The 19108-nt window shown below is 73.6% G+C and carries 18 protein-coding genes, 3 tRNA genes and 1 other RNA gene; 10 read left to right on the forward strand and 12 right to left on the reverse strand.

What is annotated here, in order from left to right:
- Entirely contained in the window at positions 1-891 is an 891-nt protein-coding gene (locus tag ACYSMR_RS03110; protein WP_251334515.1) for an acyl-CoA thioesterase, read from the forward strand.
- Between the two features lie 141 nt (positions 892-1032).
- On the opposite strand, the gene ettA is transcribed toward ACYSMR_RS03110, so the two are convergent.
- From ettA to mptB, 4 genes are all read right to left on the reverse strand, one after another.
- Positions 1033-2715: an energy-dependent translational throttle protein EttA gene (gene ettA / locus ACYSMR_RS03115; protein ID WP_251334514.1), complete on the reverse strand. Its 1683-nt coding sequence runs from the start codon at positions 2713-2715 to the stop codon at positions 1033-1035.
- Between the two features lie 116 nt (positions 2716-2831).
- Positions 2832-3443 (reverse strand): single-stranded DNA-binding protein, encoded by a 612-nt coding sequence (locus ACYSMR_RS03120; protein WP_461747361.1) that lies wholly within the window; start codon positions 3441-3443, stop codon positions 2832-2834.
- Positions 3444-3721: 278 nt separating this feature from the next.
- A tRNA-Arg gene (locus ACYSMR_RS03125) sits at positions 3722-3797 on the reverse strand.
- A 77-nt stretch (positions 3798-3874) separates the two neighbouring features.
- Positions 3875-5446 carry a polyprenol phosphomannose-dependent alpha 1,6 mannosyltransferase MptB gene (gene mptB, locus ACYSMR_RS03130; protein WP_309125782.1) on the reverse strand — a complete coding sequence of 524 codons (1572 nt, stop codon included), beginning with the start codon at positions 5444-5446 and terminating at the stop codon, positions 3875-3877.
- A gap of 146 nt (positions 5447-5592) precedes the next feature.
- Here mptB and orn point away from each other — a divergent pair, with 146 nt between their 5' ends.
- The 3 genes from orn (at position 5593) to def (ending at position 7101) form a co-directional block, all read left to right on the forward strand.
- The gene (gene orn / locus ACYSMR_RS03135; protein WP_309125783.1) at positions 5593-6228 is read left to right on the forward strand and encodes an oligoribonuclease; all 636 of its coding nucleotides are present in this window, start codon (positions 5593-5595) and stop codon (positions 6226-6228) included.
- A 142-nt stretch (positions 6229-6370) separates the two neighbouring features.
- A tRNA-His gene (locus ACYSMR_RS03140) sits at positions 6371-6444 on the forward strand.
- An 84-nt stretch (positions 6445-6528) separates the two neighbouring features.
- On the forward strand, positions 6529-7101 hold the full coding sequence (def, locus tag ACYSMR_RS03145; RefSeq protein ID WP_251334510.1) for a peptide deformylase: 573 nt from the start codon (positions 6529-6531) through the stop codon (positions 7099-7101).
- 14 nt (positions 7102-7115) lie between these two features.
- On the opposite strand, the gene ACYSMR_RS03150 is transcribed toward def, so the two are convergent.
- Positions 7116-7889, reverse strand: coding sequence for a YaaA family protein (locus ACYSMR_RS03150; protein ID WP_251334509.1), 774 nt, complete (start codon positions 7887-7889; stop codon positions 7116-7118).
- 56 nt (positions 7890-7945) lie between these two features.
- Here ACYSMR_RS03150 and rnpB point away from each other — a divergent pair.
- Positions 7946-8336, forward strand: an RNA gene (gene rnpB, locus ACYSMR_RS03155) — RNase P RNA component class A.
- A gap of 65 nt (positions 8337-8401) precedes the next feature.
- Here rnpB and ACYSMR_RS03160 read toward each other — a convergent pair.
- Together ACYSMR_RS03160 and ACYSMR_RS03165 are read right to left on the reverse strand one after the other, a co-directional pair.
- On the reverse strand, positions 8402-9136 hold the full coding sequence (locus tag ACYSMR_RS03160) for a zinc ribbon domain-containing protein (RefSeq protein ID WP_251334508.1): 735 nt from the start codon (positions 9134-9136) through the stop codon (positions 8402-8404).
- Complete coding sequence (locus tag ACYSMR_RS03165) at positions 9133-10092, reverse strand: Nif3-like dinuclear metal center hexameric protein (protein WP_461747362.1); 960 nt, start codon at positions 10090-10092, stop codon at positions 9133-9135. The genes ACYSMR_RS03160 and ACYSMR_RS03165 overlap by 4 nt, the downstream gene beginning before the upstream one ends.
- A 106-nt stretch (positions 10093-10198) precedes the next feature.
- Between ACYSMR_RS03165 and msrA the strand changes: the two genes are divergently transcribed.
- From msrA to ACYSMR_RS03185, 4 genes are all read left to right on the forward strand, one after another.
- Positions 10199-10783 carry a peptide-methionine (S)-S-oxide reductase MsrA gene (gene msrA / locus ACYSMR_RS03170; RefSeq protein WP_309125787.1) on the forward strand — a complete coding sequence of 195 codons (585 nt, stop codon included), beginning with the start codon at positions 10199-10201 and terminating at the stop codon, positions 10781-10783.
- Between the two features lie 134 nt (positions 10784-10917).
- Positions 10918-11853, forward strand: coding sequence for a cysteine synthase A (cysK, locus tag ACYSMR_RS03175; RefSeq protein ID WP_309125788.1), 936 nt, complete (start codon positions 10918-10920; stop codon positions 11851-11853).
- Between the two features lie 154 nt (positions 11854-12007).
- A complete protein-coding gene (epsC, locus tag ACYSMR_RS03180; RefSeq protein WP_251334504.1) occupies positions 12008-12592 on the forward strand; it encodes a serine O-acetyltransferase EpsC in 585 nt (194 codons plus the stop codon).
- Between the two features lie 15 nt (positions 12593-12607).
- Entirely contained in the window at positions 12608-13420 is an 813-nt protein-coding gene (locus ACYSMR_RS03185; RefSeq protein WP_461747363.1) for an alpha/beta fold hydrolase, read from the forward strand.
- A gap of 106 nt (positions 13421-13526) precedes the next feature.
- Here ACYSMR_RS03185 and gndA read toward each other — a convergent pair whose 3' ends face one another.
- The 3 genes from gndA to ACYSMR_RS03200 all read right to left on the reverse strand — a co-directional run bounded on the left by gndA (position 13527) and on the right by ACYSMR_RS03200 (position 17302).
- Entirely contained in the window at positions 13527-14984 is a 1458-nt protein-coding gene (gndA, locus tag ACYSMR_RS03190) for an NADP-dependent phosphogluconate dehydrogenase (RefSeq protein ID WP_461747364.1), read from the reverse strand.
- Between the two features lie 120 nt (positions 14985-15104).
- Positions 15105-16154, reverse strand: coding sequence for an NAD(P)-dependent alcohol dehydrogenase (locus ACYSMR_RS03195; RefSeq protein WP_461747365.1), 1050 nt, complete (start codon positions 16152-16154; stop codon positions 15105-15107).
- Between the two features lie 59 nt (positions 16155-16213).
- Positions 16214-17302: an NADH:flavin oxidoreductase/NADH oxidase gene (locus ACYSMR_RS03200; protein ID WP_309126272.1), complete on the reverse strand. Its 1089-nt coding sequence runs from the start codon at positions 17300-17302 to the stop codon at positions 16214-16216.
- A gap of 138 nt (positions 17303-17440) precedes the next feature.
- Between ACYSMR_RS03200 and ACYSMR_RS03205 the strand changes: the two genes are divergently transcribed.
- Positions 17441-17800, forward strand: coding sequence for an ArsR/SmtB family transcription factor (locus ACYSMR_RS03205; RefSeq protein ID WP_461747366.1), 360 nt, complete (start codon positions 17441-17443; stop codon positions 17798-17800).
- A gap of 181 nt (positions 17801-17981) precedes the next feature.
- On the opposite strand, the gene ACYSMR_RS03210 is transcribed toward ACYSMR_RS03205, so the two are convergent.
- Both ACYSMR_RS03210 and ACYSMR_RS03215 read right to left on the reverse strand, forming a co-directional pair.
- Positions 17982-18054: transfer RNA gene (locus tag ACYSMR_RS03210), tRNA-Val, on the reverse strand.
- Positions 18055-18185: 131 nt separating this feature from the next.
- On the reverse strand, positions 18186-19088 hold the full coding sequence (locus ACYSMR_RS03215) for an NAD-dependent protein deacetylase (protein WP_461747367.1): 903 nt from the start codon (positions 19086-19088) through the stop codon (positions 18186-18188).
- Positions 19089-19108 lie beyond the last annotated feature (20 nt).

The raw sequence follows: 19108 nt of genomic DNA on the forward strand, positions 1-19108 counted from the left end.
ATGACCTACAGCCCGACCCCGGACCCCACGCAGGCGTTGCTCGACATGCTGGACCTCGCCGACAGCGGCGGCGCCCGCACCCACGAGGACATCTTCGTGGGCCGCTCGCTCACCGCCCCGCGCAACCGGGTCTACGGCGGGCAGGTGCTCGCCCAGGCCTGCACCGCGGCCATGCGCACCGTGGACCCCGAGCGGGTGATCCACTCCCTGCACGCCTACTTCCTGCGGGCCGGGGACGTCGCGGAGCCCATCACGTTCGGCGTGGAGCGGATCCGCGACGGCCGCTCCTTCTCCGCCCGGCGGGTGCACGCCTACCAGGGCGGCGCGGCCATCCTCTCCGCGATCGCGTCCTTCCAGCTGCCCGCGCAGGGCCTGGAGCACCAGGACGAGGCGCCCCGGGGGATGCCGGAGCCCGAGTCGCTGCCGAGCGCCGTGGAGCTGCTCGGCCACATCGACCTGCCCGAGGCCCAGGCCGTGGCCTACGAGCGGCCCTTCGACATGCGCTACATCACCGAGCCGATCTACTACCGGCCCGACGACAGCGGCCACCCCTACAACGCCGTGTGGATCAAGACCCTCAAGCCCCTGCCGGACGACCCGGCCATCCACCGGGCCGCCCTGGCCTACGCGAGCGACTACACGCTCCTGGAGCCGATCCTGCGGCTGCACGGGAAGACGTGGCTGGAGCCGGGCATGAACATCGCCTCCCTGGACCACGCCATGTGGTGGCACCGGGAGGCCCGCGCCGACGAGTGGATCCTCTACGTGCAGTCCTCCCCCAACGCCTCCTCGGCGCGCGGGCTGGGCGTGGGCCGGATGTTCCGCCGCGACGGCACGCTCATCGCCACCACGGCCCAGGAGGGCATGATGCGCTTCCCGGAGTTCTCCTAGGGTTCCGCGCCGCGCCGGCGGCCCCGCGCAGGGGCCGGGCCCGGTGCGGGCGTGCGCGGAGGGGGCCGGTTCCACGGGAACCGGCCCCCTCCGCGTGTGCGGGACCCGCGGCCGACCCGCCGGTGGCGGGTCGGCCGTGGATCAGTCGCGGGTCAGGCGGCGGTGGGTGACCCGGTGCGGGCGCGCGGCGTCCGCCCCGAGGCGCTCGACCTTGTTCGCCTCGTAGGACTCGAAGTTGCCCTCGAACCAGTACCAGTTGTCGGGCTCCTCCTCGGTGCCCTCCCACGCGAGGATGTGGGTGGCGACCCGGTCGAGGAACCACCGGTCGTGGGAGACGACCACGGCGCAGCCCGGGAACTCCAGCAGGGCGTTCTCGAGCGAGCCGAGGGTCTCGACGTCGAGGTCGTTGGTCGGCTCGTCGAGCAGCAGCAGGTTGCCGCCCTGCTTGAGGGTCAGCGCCAGGTTCAGCCGGTTGCGCTCACCGCCCGAGAGGACCCCCGCCTTCTTCTGCTGGTCCGGGCCCTTGAACCCGAACGCGGAGACGTAGGCGCGGGACGGCATCTCGACGTTGCCCACGTTGATGTAGTCGAGCCCGTCCGAGACGACCTCCCACAGCGACTTGTTGGGGTCGAGGTTCTCGCGGTTCTGGTCGACGTAGGAGATCTTCACGGAGTCGCCGACCCGCAGCTCGCCGCCGTCGAGGGACTCGAGGCCCACGATGGTCTTGAACAGGGTCGACTTGCCGACGCCGTTGGGGCCGATGACGCCCACGATGCCGTTGCGCGGCAGGGAGAAGGACAGGTCCTTGATCAGGGAGCGGTCCCCGAAGCCCTTGCGCAGGTTCTTCGCCTCGATCACCAGGCTGCCCAGGCGGGGCCCCGGCGGGATCTGGATCTCCTCGAAGTCGAGCTTGCGGGTCTTCTCCGCCTCGGCCGCCATCTCCTCGTAGCGGGCCAGGCGGGCCTTCGACTTGGCCTGGCGCCCCTTGGCGTTGGAGCGCACCCACTCGAGCTCGTCGGCCAGGCGCTTGGCCTGCTTGGCGTCCTTCTTGCCCTGGATCGCCAGGCGCTCCTTCTTGGTCTCCAGGTAGGTGGAGTAGTTGCCCTCGTAGGGGTAGAGCCGGCCGCGATCGACCTCGCAGATCCACTCGGCCACGTGGTCGAGGAAGTACCGGTCGTGGGTCACGGCCAGGACGGCGCCGGGATACTCCTTGAGGTGCTGCTCGAGCCACAGCACGGACTCGGCGTCCAGGTGGTTGGTGGGCTCGTCGAGCAGCAGCAGGTCCGGCTTCTGCAGCAGCAGCTTGCACAGGGCCACGCGGCGGCGCTCGCCGCCGGAGAGGACCTTGACGTCGGCGTCCGGCGGCGGGCAGCGCAGGGCGTCCATCGCCTGCTCGAGCTGGGAGTCGAGGTCCCACGCGTTGGCGGCGTCGATGTCCTCCTGCAGCCGGCCCATCTCCTCCATGAGGGTGTCGAAGTCCGCGTCCGGCTGGGCCATCTCCTCGGAGATCTCGTTGAAGCGGTCGAGCTTGGCCTTGATCTCGCCGACGCCCTCCTCGACGTTGCCGAGGACGGTCTTGTCCTCGTTCAGCGGCGGCTCCTGCTGGAGGATGCCGACGCTGTAGCCGGGGCTGAGCCGCGCCTCGCCGTTGGAGGGCTGGTCGAGGCCGGCCATGATCTTGAGGATGGTGGACTTGCCGGCGCCGTTGGGTCCCACCACGCCGATCTTGGCGCCGGGGAAGAACGACATGGTGACGTTGTCGAGAATGACCTTGTCGCCCACGGTCTTGCGAGCCTTGGACATTGTGTAGATGAATTCCGCCATGCCCTCAAGGCTACCCCGCTCCGTCCCGGCCCACCGGCGGGGACGGAGCGGGGCCGCAGGAGCTCCCGGCCGGGCCCCGCCCGCAACGCGTCGGGGCGGTGCCCGGCCGGGGCGGCTCACGCGGTGGCCGGCTGCTTCCGCGAGCGCCGTCCCGGGTCCTCGGCAGTCCCGAGGAGCTCGCCGGTCCGCGGGTCGACGGCGTCGGGGACGGCCCCGTTCTGCGGGCCCGAGGGCCCCGCGGTCCCCTCGGGCCCGGCGGGCCCGGCGGGCCCGGCGGGCTCACCGGCCGGAGTGCCCTCTGCGCCCTCCTCCGCCGGCGCGGAGGAGGAGCTGCCCGTCTGCTCGGCGGTCTGTTCGGCGGGCGGGGCGGAGTTGACGGTGCGCTGGAAGCAGGCGGTGCCGAGGGCGAGGTCGTGGCCGATCGAGACGGCGTCCACGTCCACGGCCGTGTTGCGCCCGTGCTCGCCGTCCCAGAAGCGCACCTTCAGCCGGCCGACCACCACGACGGGCTGGCCCTTCCTGATGCTGGCCAGCGCGTTGAGCCCCAGCGTGCGGAAGGCCTGGACGGTCAGCCAGTTCGTGTGGCCGTCGCGCCAGTTCTGGCTCTGCTGGTCGAACCAGCGCGGGGTGGAGGCGAGGCGGAAGGTGACCACCACGGTGCCGTCGGGCAGGCTGCGGGACTCGGGGTCCGTGGCCACGTAGCCGCGGACGGTGATCTGCTCGGTCATCGGAAACTCCTCTGGACGGCGGCCGGTCGGCCGGGGCTGGCCCCGGTGCGGGGTGCCCCCAGCGTCCTCCGGGCCGTGCCGCGTCCGCGCGGCATCCTGCCCGGTTGTGGACGGGCGGACGGGCGGGGCGCGCGCCGGTCCGCCAGTGCAGTGCGGACAGGGGCGGCGGGCCGCGCGAGCCGGCACGGGAACGTCGGTCGCGGACGAGGAACTCCGGTGGTCGACGGCAGGCCGCTCGTCGGTGCAGAGGCCCGTGCGGGCCCTCGCGGGAGGAGAAGTGGTGCCCCAGGAGGGAGTCGAACCCCCGACCAAGAGATTAGAAGGCTCCTGCTCTATCCACTGAGCTACTGAGGCGGGCGGCCGGGGACGGTGCCCCGGCGACGCGGACGAGTCTAGCAACTCGCCCGCACCGGCTCGTGCAGGCGCCCGGCTCAGATGACGGTCTGCTCCAGCGGCGGCTGGTAGCGGCCGCGGAACAGGCGCCGGGTCGCCGGGTCGATGAACCACAGGTACACCCCGTAGGACAGGGCGACGATCGCGGCGATCAGCCGGCCCGAGCTGAGGTCCAGGTCCAGGTACGGGAAGACGTCGATCTGGTCGGAGACCGCGTAGATCATGAAGAACGCCGTGAGGAAGAACAGGATGTCCACCTGCCAGTCGCTGCGGATCCCGGTGACGGCGAACAGGGGGATCAGCCACACGACGTACCAGGACTGGATCATCGGGGAGAACACCACGATGGCCGTGAAGGCCCAGGTGAGCCGGCGGATGATGCGCTCGTCGCGGCCGCGGAACATCAGCCACAGGATCACGGGCACCGCCAGCACCTGCCCGGCGGTGTGCACCACGTCCATCCACTGCCCCCGGTCGGCGCCGACGGCTGCCGCGAGCGCCGCGGCGAGGATGCCCGCCAGGCCCACGGGCGCGTACCAGATGTAGACGGACCCGGGCGTGGACATCGCGGAGACCCAGCCGAAGCCGAACCCGTTGGCCAGGCCCATGACGCCGAGCAGGGCCAGCGAGTACCCGAGGGTGAGCGCCCAGACGACGAACCGGCGCGGCCACGACGCGCCCCGTCCCGCCCAGAGCAGGCCGACGAAGGGCAGGAACACCAGGGTGATGGGCTTGATCGCCACGGACAGCGTCACGAGCGTGGTCCCGGCCAGCCCGCCCCGCCAGTCCCGGCGCACCGCCGCGGCGTAGGTCCCGCCGAGGGCGAGGGCGATCATGATGGCGTCGTTGTGCACGGAGACGAGGAAGTTGGTGAGGAACAGCGGGTTCGCCGCGCTCAGCCACAGCGCCCGGTCCGGGTTGATCCCGTGCAGCCGCGCCAGCCGCGGGATCAGCCAGACGAGCGCGAGCACGGCCACCACGCACAGGGCGCGGAACCACAGCACCGCGGCGTCCGGGTCCTCGCCCGTGACCGCGACGACGAGCTGCTCGAGCCACAGGAACAGCGGTCCGTAGGGCGGCGGCATCTCCGACCACATCTGGTCCGCCCCGAGCTGGAAGAAGTTGTCGATGGACGACACGCCGTGCTCGTACGGGTTGAGCCCGTTGGCCATCACCCGGCCCTGGCCGATGTAGGAGTACACGTCGCGGCTGAACAGGGGCACCGCCACGAGCATGGGCGCCGACCACGCGGCGATCGCGATGCGCACCCACCGTCCCGACCCGGGCCCCCAGCGGCTGAGCTTCTGGCCCAGGCGCAGCCACTCGCGCACGAGGAGCATCCCGCCCACGGCGAGCAGCAGGATGGAGACGATCACGCCGGTGGTGGTGAACCGCATGGCGATGATCAGGGGTTCCTGGCGCAGCGGCGAGACGGAGGCCAGCCAGCCGACGCCGAGCGAGCCGAGGAGCAGCATGAACGAGCCGACGGTGCCCATGAGCACCGTCCGCAGCGGGGAGCCGGAGACGTAGTGCGGTCCGCCGGCGTGCGCGAGCGGCGCCCGGGCGGGCCCGCCGTCGTCCGAGGCGCCGATCTCCGAGGTCGTGTGCACTGCTCTCCCGATGCGCCCGTCCGGTGGCTGCGGGCGCCGCGGCTGGGCGCAGCGCGGACCCCGTGGTCGCCCCGATCCTATCCCCGGCACCGGCGGCGGCACCCGTGCCGGTGGGCGGCGTCGGCGCCGCACGGTAGATTGTCCGGGTGGCTAATTCCAACGGACGCGCGAATTCCAACGGACGCATTGTCTGGATCGACTGCGAGATGACGGGGCTGTCCCTCGAGAACGACGCCCTCATCGAGGTCGCGGCGCTCGTGACGGACGACGAGCTCAACGTCCTCGGCGAGGGCGTCGACGTCGTGATCCGCCCGGCCGACGAGGCGCTCGCCCAGATGGGCGACTTCGTGCGCAACATGCACACCGCCTCCAAGCTGCTCGACGAGCTCCCGCAGGGCCTCACCATGGAGCAGGCGCAGGAGCAGGTGCTCGCCTACATCAGGCAGTGGGTCCCCGAGCCGGGCAAGGCCCCGCTGGGAGGCAACTCCGTGGGCACCGACCGCACGTTCCTGGTGCGGGACATGCCCGACGTCGTGGCGCACCTGCACTACCGGGTGATCGACGTCTCCACCATCAAGGAGCTCTCCCGGCGCTGGTATCCGCGGGCGTACTTCCAGGCACCGCCGAAGACCGGCAACCACCGGGCCCTGGGCGACATCCGCGACTCCATCGACGAGCTGCGCTACTACCGCCGCGCCGTCTTCGCCCCGGAGCCGGGCCCCGACTCCGACACCGCCCGCGCCATCTCCGCCGAGATCGCCGCCTCCCGCACCGGCGCCTGAGCACGGGGCGCCCCGGCACTGCGGGCTCGGCCGGACCGTCGTCGGGAGCGCCGGTGAGCGGAATGGTCGGGAGCACCGCCGGGATGCGGTACACTCGTATGCGTTGCCCAGCGGAAGCACGGTCTTCCGCGGGGTGCTCATGGTGGGCGTAGCTCAGTTCGGCAGAGCGCCTGGTTGTGGTCCAGGAGGTCGCGGGTTCAACCCCCGTCGCTCACCCGCTGTGAAAGGCCGTCTCGAGGCATCGAGGCGGCCTTTCGTCGTTCCCCGTCCCGTCGCAGGAATCCCGAAGGAAGTCACGTCATGGCCGTCCGTCCCGTGGTGATCACCGGCAACCCCGTCCTCCACCGTCCCGCCGCGAGAGTGGGCGCGTTCGACGACGAGCTGCGCCGCCTCGTCGAGGACATGTACGAGACGATGGACGCCGCCCACGGCGTGGGCCTGGCCGCCCCGCAGATCGGCGTGGGGCTGCGCATCTTCACGTACGCCTTCCAGAACGACGACGACGTGCCGGCCCGCGGCGTGCTCGTCAACCCCGTGCTGACCCTCGGGAAGATCTCGCAGGACGCCCCCGACCCGGACGAGGAGTCGGAGGGCTGCCTGTCCGTGCCCGGCTACAGCTGGCCGCTCAAGCGCGCCGAGTGGGTGCGGGTCACCGGCTTCGACGTGGAGGGCCGCCCCCTGGACTTCGAGGCCACGGGCTGGTTCGCCCGGGTGATGCAGCACGAGTACGACCACCTGGACGGCAAGCTCTACGTGGACCGGCTCAACGACAAGTGGGGCCGGAGAGCCCGTAAGGCCGTGAAGGCCGAGGGCTGGACCGCGGACGGGAACTCCTGGCTGCCCGGCGTCGACGAGGACCCCTTCGGCCACTGAGCACGGCGGGCGCGTCAGTCCTCGGTGCGCACGACCACGAGCTCCCCGGCGGAACGGGCCGTGGGCTCGGTGAGCTCGGCGTGCCAGCGCTCGCGGACGGCCGCCAGCAGGTCCCCGGGCGTCTCGACGCGCTCCCCCGCCGCCGTCCGTTCCACGAGGTGGCGGGCGAGCAGCCCGCGGGTGTGCTTGGCCATGTGGGAGACGACCTTGCGGGTCCCGTCCTGCTCGCGCACCACCTTGACCGCCACCGTCCCCTCCCGCGGCGCCCGCCAGGCCGCGGCGTAGGCCGCCGAGCGGCAGTCCACGACCAGCCGGTCCTCCGACGCCGGCCCCAGGGCCGCCGGCAGGTGCCGGCTCCAGTGGGCGGCGAGCCTGCCGAGCCCGGGCAGCCGCGCGCCCATGGACAGGCGGTAGGCCGGGATCCGGTCCCCGGGGCGCACCGCCCCCCACAGGGCCGAGACGACGACGAGCGACGCCGCGGCGGCCTCCCGCTGGGCCGGCGTCAGACCGGGGTGGTCGAGGGCGTCGTAGAGCACGCCGGTGTAGACCTCCAGGGCCGGTGCCGCCGGCTCGGCGCCGAGGCGGGTGTTGCGCTCGACCTCGGGACGCAGCCGCTCCCCCACTCCGAGCACCGCCAGGGCGTCCTCCCGAGCGCTGGTGGCCGCGAGGTCCGCGAGCACCTTCTCCCGGGCCCCGGCGAGCTCGGGGAAGGCCAGGGCGGCCGGGTCGACGGGGGCCCCGGCGGCGGGGGCGGTCTTGGTCTCGGAGGGCGGCAGGAGGATCAGCACCCGCCCGAGTGTAGTGAACCGGCGCGGGCCCGGCGGCCGGTAGACTGGTCGGCGGACAGGCCGGCCGGGTGACCGCGGGCCGCGCAACCACGTTGCCGCGGCGCGAGGAAAGTCCGGGCTCCGCAGAGCAGGATGATGGGTAACGCCCACTCGGGGGAACCCGCAGGACAGTGCCACAGAAAACAGACCGCCCGCCCCGGTTCGTCCGGGCCGCGGGTCAGGGTGAAAAGGTGGTGTAAGAGACCACCAGCGCACCGGGCGACCGGTGCGGCTCGGTAAACCCCATCCGGAGCAAGGTCAGACAGGGTGCGCTCGAGGGCTGCTCGCCCGAGCACCCGGGTAGACCGCTCGAGCCCGTCGGCAACGGCGGGCCTAGATGGATGGTCACCAGCACGGGCCGGGCGACCGGCCGTGCCACAGAACCCGGCTTACAGGCCGGCCTGTCCCTCGTCCTCCCTCCGGGCCGCTCCGGGGTCCGCCCGCGCGGACCGCCGGACGTCCCGGTGCCGGTGTCAGGACCGGACCAGGATCACCCCGCACTCCGGGCAGGTCAGCACCGCGTCGGCGGCCGCCGCGCGGAACTCCGCCGCGTCGGTGGGGCTCAGGGCCGTGCCGCAGGATCCGCAGGACGTCCCCCGCAGCTGCGCCGCGGCCGGGCGCTCCGTGCCGCGGCCGGTGCGGATCCGCTCGTAGCGGGTGACCAGCGCGGGAGCGCCCACCGCCTGCGCCGCGGCGGCCCGGGCCCCGGCGAGCTCGGCGCGCTCCGCCGTGAGCGCCCGGCCCTCCTCGTCGCGGGCGGCCACGCGCCGGCGGGCGTCGGCGTCGGCCTCCTTCAGCCGCGGGGTGATCCGGGCGCGGTGGGCCACGGCGTCGTCGAGCTCCTGCATGAGCTCCAGCTCGGCCTCCTCCGCCTCCGCCAGCTGGCGGAGGCGCGTGTCGATCTCGTGCTGCAGGCCCATGAGGTCCTTGGCGGAGCCGCCCTGCTCGAGCCGCCGCCGGTCCTTGTCGATGGAGGCCTGCACGCGCGCCACCTTGTCCTCGGCGGCCGCCAGCCGCTGCCGGAGGGCCTGCTCCGCGGTCTCGAGCTCCTTGGCCGTGGCGATCGCCCCCGCGCGCAGTTGCAGCGCGCGCGCCGTCTCGGGGTCGTTCTTCAGCTCCGCGATCCGCTCGGCGATCCGGCGCAGCCGGGCGTCGACGCGCTCCAGCTCCAGGAGGGCTCGTTGCTGCTCGGGCGTGGCGGTGCTCATGCGGGTCCTCCTGCGGTGGCGGGGTGGTGCTCGGTGGTGGATGCGCCGTCGGGCGCGGTGGCCGCTGCGGGGCCGTGGCCGCCGCCGGCGGGGTGGTCGATCCGGAAGTCCCACGGGTCGGTGCGCCGGGTCGAGACCGCGACCTCCACGGCGTGCCCCCGGGCGGCGAGCGCCGTGCGCAGGGCCTGCGCGCCGACGGGCAGCCACAGCCACTCGCTCGCGAAGTGGGACAGGTCCACCAGGCAGGGCGTGCCGGCCTCGCCGGGGCCCGTGGCGGCCTCCCGCGCCTCCGAGGCGGGGTGGTGGCGCAGGTCCGCGGTGACGTAGACGTCGGCGCCGCTCGCGCGGACCTCGTCGAAGAGGGAGTCGCCCGCGCCACCGCACACCGCGACGCGCCGCACGGGGGTGTCGGGGTCGCCGGCGACCCGCACCCCGTGGGCGGTGGGCGGGACGGCGGCGGCGAGCCGCCGGGCCAGCTCCCGCAGCGTGGTGGGCCGCGGCAGGTCCCCCACCCGCCCGATCCCCACGGCAGGGTCGGCGGGGTGCGGGGCGAGCGGTGTCGTCGTCGTGAGCCCGGCGGCGCGGGCGACCGCGTCGGAGACGCCGTCGGGGGCGGAGTCGGCGTTGGTGTGGCACGCGAGCAGGGCGCAGCGGTGCTCGATGAGCTCGTGCACGACCGCCCCCTTGAAGCGGTCGGCGGCCACGGAGGTCACCCCGCGCAGCAGCAGCGGGTGGTGCGTGACGAGCAGGTCGGTGTCCGTCGCCACGGCCTCGGCGACGACGTCGGCCGTCGGGTCCACGGCGAACAGGATCCGCCGCACGGGCTGCTCCGGGCGCCCGGTGACGAGCCCGCTCGCGTCCCACGGCTCCTGCAGTCCCAGCGGCCACAGCTGCTCGACGACGTCGAGGACCTCGGTGAGGGCAGGGGCGGCCGGGGACGTGCTGTGCTCGCTCATGGGCCCAGTCTAGGGACCGGGGGCCGTGCGTCCGGCGGAGCGGCACGGGAGGGGGCGCGGGATCGGGGCGCGGGAATGTTGCCGGGCCCGGGGCGTTGTACCGGACATGGTCACCGATCCCGACAACGCCCGCTCCGGCGCCCCCGCCCAGGCCCCTGTCCCCTCCTCCGTGACGTTCGTGCTCGCGGGCGGGTGCTTCTGGTGCCTCGACGCGGTGTACCGGGTCACCCGCGGGGTGAGCTCCGTGGTCTCCGGCTACACCGGCGGCGCGCTGGAGCACCCCTCGTACCGCGCCGTATGCAGCGGCAGGACCGGCCACGCCGAGGCCGTGGCCGTCACCTTCGACCCGGACGTGGTCCCCGAGGACGTGGTCCTCGACCTGTTCTTCACGGGCCACGACCCCACGTCGCTCAACCGGCAGGGCCACGACGTGGGCACCCAGTACCGCTCGGCGATGTTCTGGGCCGACGAGGCGCAGCGGGCCCTGTTCCAGGACGCCATCGCCCGGGCGCAGCCCTCCTGGGACCGGCCGATCGTCACGACCCTGGAGCCGCTGGGCGCGTTCTGGGAGGCCGAGCCCGAGCACCAGGACTTCTACGCGAAGCAGCCGTGGAGCGGCTACTGCCAGGTGGTCATCAACCCGAAGCTCGCCAAGGTCCGGCAACGTTACTCCGCGTGGCTTACTGCATAGTAGAGGTTGCGGCGCGTGGCTAGGCTCAGCTAGGAGCGGGCTGCCCCCGTGCCCTCCCCCGGGCCCGGCGGCGCCCCGGCACCGCCGAAGATCCACCGACGATGTCCTGACATTCGAGAAACAGAGGTATGCACATGGCGAAGATCTACAACGACGTCACCGAGCTCGTGGGCCGCACCCCCCTCGTCCGCCTCAACCGGCTCGACGAGGGCCTGCCCGGCAACGTCGCCGTGAAGCTGGAGTTCTACAACCCGGCCAACTCCGTGAAGGACCGCATCGGCGTGGCGATCATCGACGCCGCCGAGAAGTCCGGCCAGCTCAAGCCGGGCGGCACGATCGTGGAGGGCACCTCCGGCAACACCGGCATCGCCCTGGCCATGGTCGGCGCGGCCCGCGGCTACAAGGTCATCCTCACCATGCCCGAGACCATGTCCACGGAGCGGCGGGTCATGCTGCGGGCCTACGGCGCCCAGATCGTCCTGACCCCCGGTGCCGAGGGCATGCGCGGGGCCGTGGAGAAGGCCCAGGAGATCGTCGACTCCACCGACAACGCGGTCCTCGCCAGCCAGTTCGCCAACGAGGCCAACCCGGCCATCCACTACGCGACCACCGGCCCCGAGATCTGGGAGGACACCGACGGCGAGGTCGACGTGTTCGTCTCCGGTGTGGGCACCGGCGGCACCATCACCGGCGCCGGCCGCTACCTGCGCGAGCAGAAGCCCGACGTCCGCCTGCTCGTCGTCGAGCCCGCCGACTCCCCGCTGCTGACGCAGGGCAAGGCCGGCCCGCACAAGATCCAGGGCCTCGGCGCGAACTTCGTGCCCGCGATCCTCGACCGCGAGATCTACGACGACGTCTACGACGTCACCGTCGAGGACTCCGTGCGCACCGCCCGCGAGCTCGGCACCAAGGAGGGCATCCTCGGCGGGATCTCCTCCGGCGCCATCGTGTGGGCCGCCCTGCAGGAGGCCGCCAAGGAGGAGAACCGGGACAAGCTCATCGTCGCCGTCGTGTGCGACTTCGGTGAGCGCTACATCTCCACCCTGCTCTACGAGGACATCCGCGGCTGAGCCCCCGGGCCCCTCGGCACCGACGGCCCGCCCCGCCCCGGGAATAGCGCCGCCACCCGGCGACGTTGCCCCCGGATGTGGGCGGGCCGTTCCCGTGCGCGCCCTCCCCGCCCCGGCGGGCCCCTCCCCGACCCCGGAAGAACAGAGGAAGACCGTGAGTTTCTGGAGCAGACTCTCCGAGGACCTGCAGACGGCCCGCACGCACGACCCCGCCGCCCGGTCCCGGCTGGAGATCGCCCTGAACTACTCCGGTCTGCACGCCATCTGGATCCACCGGCTCTCCCACCGGCTGTGGCAGCACCCCGACCGGCGCCTGCTCGCCCGCACCGTCTCCCAGCTGGGCCGCTTCGTCACCGGCGTTGAGATCCACCCCGGGGCCACCATCGGGCGGCGCTTCTTCATCGACCACGGGATGGGCGTGGTGATCGGCGAGACGGCCGAGATCGGCGAGGACGTCATGATCTACCACGGGGTCACCCTGGGCGGGCGCTCCCTGGAGAAGGTCAAGCGCCACCCCACGGTCGGGGACCGCGTGGTCATCGGCGCGGGCGCCAAGGTGCTCGGGCCCATCGAGATCGGCGCGGACTCCGCGATCGGGGCCAACGCCGTGGTGGTCAAGGACGTGCCCGAGGACTCGATCGTCACGGGCATCCCCGGCAAGGTCCGCCCCCGCACCCCCGAGAAGCAGCAGCCGCTGGTGGACCCGTCCACCTACATCGACCCGGCGATGTGGATCTGAGCAGCAGGAGCTGAGATGACGTCCCCGTCGGTGCTCGACAGCGGTCACATGGGCCCCGGGCTGCCGTTCCTGCGGCTCGGCGAGGGCCCTCCCCTGGTGTTCCTGCCCGGGCTCACGGCCGACCACGACGTGCCCCGCGGCCAGGAGCTGCGCATGCAGCTGGACCTGGTCCGGCCGTTCGCCGCCGGGCGCACCGTGTGGTGGATCAACCGGCGGCGCGGGCTGCCCGCGGGGGCCACCATGGCGGACCTGGCCCGCGACTACGCCGACGTGCTGCGGGAGCTGTTCGACGGACCGGTGGACGTGCTCGGCCACTCCACGGGCGGCAGCGTCGCGCTGCAGCTGGCCCTCGACCACCCCGGGCTCGTGCGCCGGCTCGTGCTGCTCTCCAGCGCCTACCGGCTGGGCACGGGCTTCCGCACGCTGCAGCGGGACCTCGCCCGGCTGCTGCGGGAGCACCGGGTCCGCCGCGCCTCCGCGCGGCTCCTGCGGAGCATGGCCGCCGGCCCCGCCACCGGGCTGCCGCTCGGGGCGCTCGGCTGGCTGCTCGGGCGCCGCGTCCTGGGCGGGGGCGGCCCGGACCTGCTGGCCACGCTCGCGGCCGAGGACGCCTTCGACGCCGGCGACAGGCTCCACGGCCTGCAGTGCCCGCTGCTCGTCGTCGGCGGCGGGCGGGACGCCGGCTACGGCACGTGGCTGTTCACCGAGACCGCACGGCGCGCCCCGGACGGCCGGGTCGTGCTGTACCCGCGCCGCGGCCACCTCGGCACCCCGGCGGAGCCGGGCCTGCCCGCCGCCGTCCGGCGGTTCCTCGACGCTCCCGGGTAGCACCCGTTCCGGGCTCCCCGACGACGGCGGCCGGCCGCCTCCGTGCTGGAGTCGGCCGGCCGCCGTGGTCGCACGGGTCCCGGGCCCGTGTCGGGGTCGGGTGGGGTCAGGAGACGACTTCGGTGCGGTCCCCGGACCACAGGGTGTGGAACACGCCCTCGGCCTGGTCCACGCGCCGGTAGGTGTGGGCCCCGAAGTAGTCGCGCAGCCCCTGGGTCAGCGCGGCGTTGAGCCGCGGCCGGCGCAGGGAGTCGTAGTAGGCCAGGGTCGAGGAGAACACCGGGGCCGGGATCCCCCGCTCCACCGCCCGGGCCACCACCCGCCGCCACGCCGGCAGGGCGTCCTCGATCGCGGTGACGAACTGCGGGGCGAACAACAGGTTCGCCGGCGCCTGCTCCCCGGCGTAGGCGGCCATGATGACCTCCAGCAGCTGCGCCCGGATGATGCACCCCTCCCGCCACAGCGACGCGATCGCCCCCAGGTCCAGGTCCCACCCGTAGGCCTCCCCGGCCATGGTGAGCATGTCCAGGCCCTGGGCGTAGGAGACCAGCTTGGAGGCGTAGAGGGCCTTGCGCACGTCCTCCACGAACCCGGGGTCACCCACCACGTCCTCGGTGGTCCCCCCGATCCCGGCCGGCAGCACCTGCTGGGCCTGCCGGCGCATCGCCGGCTCGGCCGAGGACAGCGCCCGGGCGAAGACCGACTCGGCGATCGCGGTCACCGGGGAGCCTAGCTCCAGGGCCTCCTGCACCGTCCAGCGCCCGGTGCCCTTCTGCCCGGCCGCGTCCACGATCACATCGACCAGCGGGCCCTGCGTGCGGGCGTCGACCTGGGCCAGCACGTGGGCGGTGATCTCGATCAGGTAGGAGGCCAGCTCCGTGGTGTTCCACCGGGCGAAGACCTCCGCCTGGGCCCCCGGCTCCAGCCCGGCGACCGCCCGCAGCAGCTCGTGGGCCTCCCCGATGACCTGCATGTCGGCGTACTCGATGCCGTTGTGCACCATCTTCACGAAGTGCCCGGCCCCGTCGGGGCCGATCCACGCGCAGCACGGGGCGCCGTCGACGGCCTTGGCCGCGATGTCCTCCAGCAGCGGCCCCAGCGCGTCGTAGGACTTGGCCGGGCCCCCGGGCATGATCGAGGGCCCGTTCAGGGCGCCCTCCTCCCCGCCGGAGACCCCGACACCGACGAAGTCGATGCCCTGGGCGGCCAGCTCCCGCTCGCGGCGGCGGGTGTCCTGGAAGTAGGAGTTGCCGCCGTCGATGATGATGTCGCCCTCCGCCAGCAGCGGCACCAGCGCCTCGATCACCGCGTCCACCGCCGCCCCGGCCTGGACCATCACCAGGATCCGGCGCGGGGACTCCAGGGCGTCGACGAGCTCGGCGAGGGTCTCGGTGCGGATGAAGTTGCCCTCGGACCCGTGGGCGGCGAGGAGGGCGTCGGTCTTGCCGACGGAACGGTTGTGCAGGGCCACGGTGTAGCCGTGCCGGGCGAAGTTGCGGGCCAGGTTCGCCCCCATCACCGCAAGGCCGGTGACACCGATCTGAGCTTTCTGTTCAACAGGCATGCCCCCAGCCTATCGAGCCCCCCGGGGGGAAGGACCGCCCGCGGGGCCCGTGGTGCCTTCCCGGCGGGTGGGACGGCGGGGCGGGGCGGACCGGTGGTCCGCCCCGCCGTCGCCGCCGGATCAGGCCGGGATGGTCGCCGTGTCGATGACGAAGCGGTAGCGCACGTCGCTGCCGACGACGCGGTCGTAGGCGGCGGTGACGTCGTCCGCGCCGATGAGCTCGATCTCCGCCCCGATGCCGTGCTCGGCGCAGAAGTCGAGCATCTCCTGGGTCTCGCGGATGCCGCCGATGTTGGACCCGGCCAGGCTGCGGCGCCCGCCCACCAGGGGGAACACCCCGAAGGACTGCGCGTTCTCCGGCAGCCCGACGTAGACGAGCGCGCCGTTCACGCGCAGCAGTCCCAGGTAGGCGTCGACGTCGAGGTCCGCCGAGACGGTGTTGAGGACGAGGTCGAAGCTGCCGCGCAGCTCCTGGAAGGTCGCCTCGTCCTTCGTGGCGTAGTAGTGGTCGGCGCCGAAGCGCAGGCCGTCCTCCTGCTTGGACAGCGACTGGCTGAGCACCGTGACCTCCGCGCCCATGGCGTGGGCGATCTTCACGGCCAGGTGGCCCAGCCCGCCCATGCCCACCACGGCGACCTTCCGGCCCCGGCCGGCGCCCCAGTGCTTGAGCGGGGAGTACGTGGTGATGCCCGCGCACAGCAGGGGCGCGGCGACGTCGAGGTCGAGGCCCTCCGGGATGCGCAGCACGTAGTTCTCGTCGGCCACGATCCGGGTGCTGTAGCCGCCGTAGGTGGGCTCGCCGGAGTACTGGCGGCCGTTGTAGGTGGCCACCATGCCGCGCACGCAGAACTGCTCGTCGCCGGCGAGGCAGTTCTCGCACTCCCGGCACGAGTCCACGAAGCAGCCGATGCCGACCCGGTCGCCCACGGCGTGGGCGGTGACCTCCTCCCCCACGGCCGCGACCACGCCGGCGATCTCGTGGCCGGGGACCATCGGGAAGATCGCCCGCCCCCACTCCTGCCGGACCTGGTGGATGTCGGAGTGGCAGACGCCGGCGTAGGCGATGTCGATCAGCACGTCGTGCGGACCGAGGTCGCGGCGCTCGATGGTGCCGCGCTCGAAGGGAGCGCCGGCGGTGGGGGCGAGCAGGGCGGGGACGGACGTGGGCACAGGGTCCTCCTGAGGACGGGGTCGGGGTGGCGGGGCGGGTGGTGGAGTGCGGGGAGCGCTCAGAGGGCGTACTCGTACTGGACGGGCACGCGGGCCGGGGCGTCGAGGGCGGCGGCGGCACGGTGGGCCCAGTAGGGGTCGCGCAGCAGCTCCCGGCCCAGCAGCACGGCGTCGGCCCGGCCCCCGGAGACGACGGCCTCCGCCTGCGCCGGGTCGGTGATCAGCCCGACCGCACCCGTGGGCAGGCCGGTGGACGCGCGCACGGCCTCGGCGAAGGGCACCTGGTAGCCGGGCCCGACGGGGATCCGCACCCGCGGGGCCATGCCGCCGGTGGAGGTGTCGAGCAGGTCCACGCCGTGCTCCTGCAGGGCGGCGGCCAGGCGCACAGTGTCCTCGCCGGTCCAGGCCTCGGTCCCCCCGGCCTCCTGCACCCAGTCGGTGGCCGAGACCCGGAAGAACACCGGCAGCTCCTCCGGCCACACGGCGCGGACCGCGTCGACGATCTCCAGGGCGAAGCGGGCGCGGTGGTCGAACGGGCCGCCGTAGGCGTCGGTGCGCCGGTTCGCCACCGGGGAGAGGAACGAGTGGATCAGGTACCCGTGGGCGCCGTGGATCTCCACCACCCGGAACCCGGCCGCCAGGGCACGGCGGGCGGCGGCGGCGAAGTCCTGCACCAGGTCACGGATCTCCTCGACGCCGAGCTCCTGCGGGGCGGGCAGGTCGCCGAAGGCCTCCGCGCTGGGGGCCACGGCGGACCAGCCGCCCTCGGCCTCGGGCACCCCGCCGCCGCCGCGCCAGGGGCGGTCGGTGGAGGCCTTGCGCCCGGCGTGGCCGAGCTGGATCGCGGGCACCGCCCCGTGCTCGGCGATCGCGGCCGTGATCCGCGTGAACGCCTGCTGCTGCGCCTCGTTCCACAGCCCGAGGTCCCAGGGGGTGATCCGGCCGTCGGGGCGCACGGCGGTCGCCTCCACCATGACCAGCCCGACCCCGCCGGCCGCCCGGCTCGCCAGGTGCTGGAGGTGGAAGTCGGTGGGGACCCCGGCCCGGGGACCGGAGGCCTCGGCCGAGTACATGCACATCGGGGACATCCACACGCGGTTCGGCACGGTCAGCGACCGCAGGGTCATCGGCTCGAACAAAGCGCTCAAGGGCGCTCCTTCCGGAGGTCGGCGGGAGGGGGCGCACGGGCGCCACCGGTTCTAGTACGACAATCACCGTACTACGCCCGGCGAGCCCTGTGCAGACCCTCGTAGAATGGGGGCGCCACGACGACGAGAAGGATCCCGGTGCCCACGCCCACCACGCCGCCGCTCCCCCGGGCCATCGCCCACCCCGCCCGGGAGGGGATCACCCTGGAGTCCGTGCTGGCGGCCCTGGCGGACCCGGTGCGCCTGAGCATCGTGCGGGACCTCGCCGCCGGCCGCTCCGCGATGGCCTGCAGCGCCTTCCGCCTGCCGGTCACCAAGTCGACCGGCACCCACCACTTCCGCGTGCTGCGCGAAGCCGGGGTCATCCGCCAGTCCTACCGGGGCACCGCCCGCCTGAACGCCCTGCGCGAGGAGGACCTCGAGGCGCTGTTCCCGGGCCTGCTCGCCACCGTGCTCGCCGCGGCCGCACGCCGCGACGGGCGTCCACCCCGGGACTGAGCGCCACCGGGACCGAGCGCCACCGGGACCGAGTCACTCCGGAATCGAGGCGCCCCGGGCCACGACGGGGTGGATCGAGGGGGGACCGGCACGGGCGGGGCAACGCCGGCGTCGAGCACGCCGGGGCCCGGAGGCCGGGGCCGGAACGCCGCGCCCCTCGGGGCGGGCGTCGCACGAGGGGTGGGTCCTACCGGGATCGAACCGATGACATCCACGGTGTAAACGTGGCGCTCTACCAGCTGAGCTAAAGACCCTTGACAACCGGGTGGACGGTTTGCGCAACCGCCAGCACCCGGTTCCCGAACAGGCTACTAGGTGTTACCCACCGGTAACCCCACGGTCGGGGTGCCCCCCGAGTGACGTTCGCCACACCCGGGCTCCCAGTCTACGGACTGCGCAGCGCCTGTTCGAGCCGCGTCAGGAACTCCGTGGCCCGGGCGTCGATCTTCAGCCGGGCGGCGGCGTCCCCGCGGGTCCGGCCGTGGTTGACGATCACCACGGGCCGGTCCCCCCGCACGGCGTGGCGCACGAAGCGCCGGCCCGAGTTGACGGTCAGGGAGGACCCCACGACCAGCAGGGCGTCCGCGGCCTCGACCATGCGCAGGGACCGCAGCACCCGGTGCCGCGGGGCGTTCTCCCCGAAGAACACGACGTCGGGCTTGAGCACGCCGCCGCAGACGGGGCAGTCGGGGACCCGGAAGCCGGCGGTCCGCGGGATCACGGCGTCGGCGTCCGGGGCGAACTCGATGTCCTCCGGGGAGGAGAGGGAGTCGTAGAAGCCGGGGTTGAGCTCGTCGAGCACGTCGGAGAGCACGGCCCGCGGGATCCGGGTCCCGCACTGCATGCACCGCACGAGCGAGTAGCGGCCGTGCAGGTCCACCACGTTGACGGACCCGGCGGCCTGGTGCAGCCGGTCGATGTTCTGGGTGACGACCCCCGTGACGGCCCGGGCCTCCTCGAGCCGGGCCAGCGCCTCGTGACCGGCATTGGGGCGGGTCTCGGCGAGGTGTCGCCAGCCGTACTGGTTGCGCGCCCAGTAGTGGCTGCGCTTCGCGGCGCTGCCCATGAACTCCTGGAACGTCATGGGGGTGCGCGGGGCGGCGCCGGGGCCCCGGTAGTCCGGGATCCCGGAGTCGGTGCTGATGCCGGCGCCGGTCAGCACGGCGGTGCGGCGCCCGCGCAGCAGCTCGAGGGCGGCGGCGAGCCCGGTGGCGAGATCGGCGGCGTCGGGGTCGGGGAACTGGTCGGGGGTGCCAGGGGCGCCGTACCCGGCGCGGACGGTGGGCATCGGGGAACGGTGCGCGGCGG

The sequence above is a fragment of the Kocuria sp. U4B genome (assembly GCF_054875615.1).

Bases quoted from the DNA above. Each gene is read 5' to 3' on its own strand.
- ACYSMR_RS03110 (WP_251334515.1), top strand. From the start codon at position 1: ATGACCTACAGCCCGACCCCGGACCCCACGCAGGCGTTGCTCGACATG.
- ettA (WP_251334514.1), bottom strand. From the start codon at position 2,715: ATGGCGGAATTCATCTACACAATGTCCAAGGCTCGCAAGACCGTGGGC.
- ACYSMR_RS03120 (WP_461747361.1), bottom strand. From the start codon at position 3,443: ATGACCGAGCAGATCACCGTCCGCGGCTACGTGGCCACGGACCCCGAG.
- def (WP_251334510.1), top strand. From the start codon at position 6,529: ATGGCCGTCCGTCCCGTGGTGATCACCGGCAACCCCGTCCTCCACCGT.
- ACYSMR_RS03160 (WP_251334508.1), bottom strand. From the start codon at position 9,136: ATGAGCACCGCCACGCCCGAGCAGCAACGAGCCCTCCTGGAGCTGGAG.
- ACYSMR_RS03165 (WP_461747362.1), bottom strand. From the start codon at position 10,092: ATGAGCGAGCACAGCACGTCCCCGGCCGCCCCTGCCCTCACCGAGGTC.
- msrA (WP_309125787.1), top strand. From the start codon at position 10,199: ATGGTCACCGATCCCGACAACGCCCGCTCCGGCGCCCCCGCCCAGGCC.
- cysK (WP_309125788.1), top strand. From the start codon at position 10,918: ATGGCGAAGATCTACAACGACGTCACCGAGCTCGTGGGCCGCACCCCC.
- ACYSMR_RS03185 (WP_461747363.1), top strand. From the start codon at position 12,608: ATGACGTCCCCGTCGGTGCTCGACAGCGGTCACATGGGCCCCGGGCTG.
- gndA (WP_461747364.1), bottom strand. From the start codon at position 14,984: ATGCCTGTTGAACAGAAAGCTCAGATCGGTGTCACCGGCCTTGCGGTG.
- ACYSMR_RS03215 (WP_461747367.1), bottom strand. From the start codon at position 19,088: ATGCCCACCGTCCGCGCCGGGTACGGCGCCCCTGGCACCCCCGACCAG.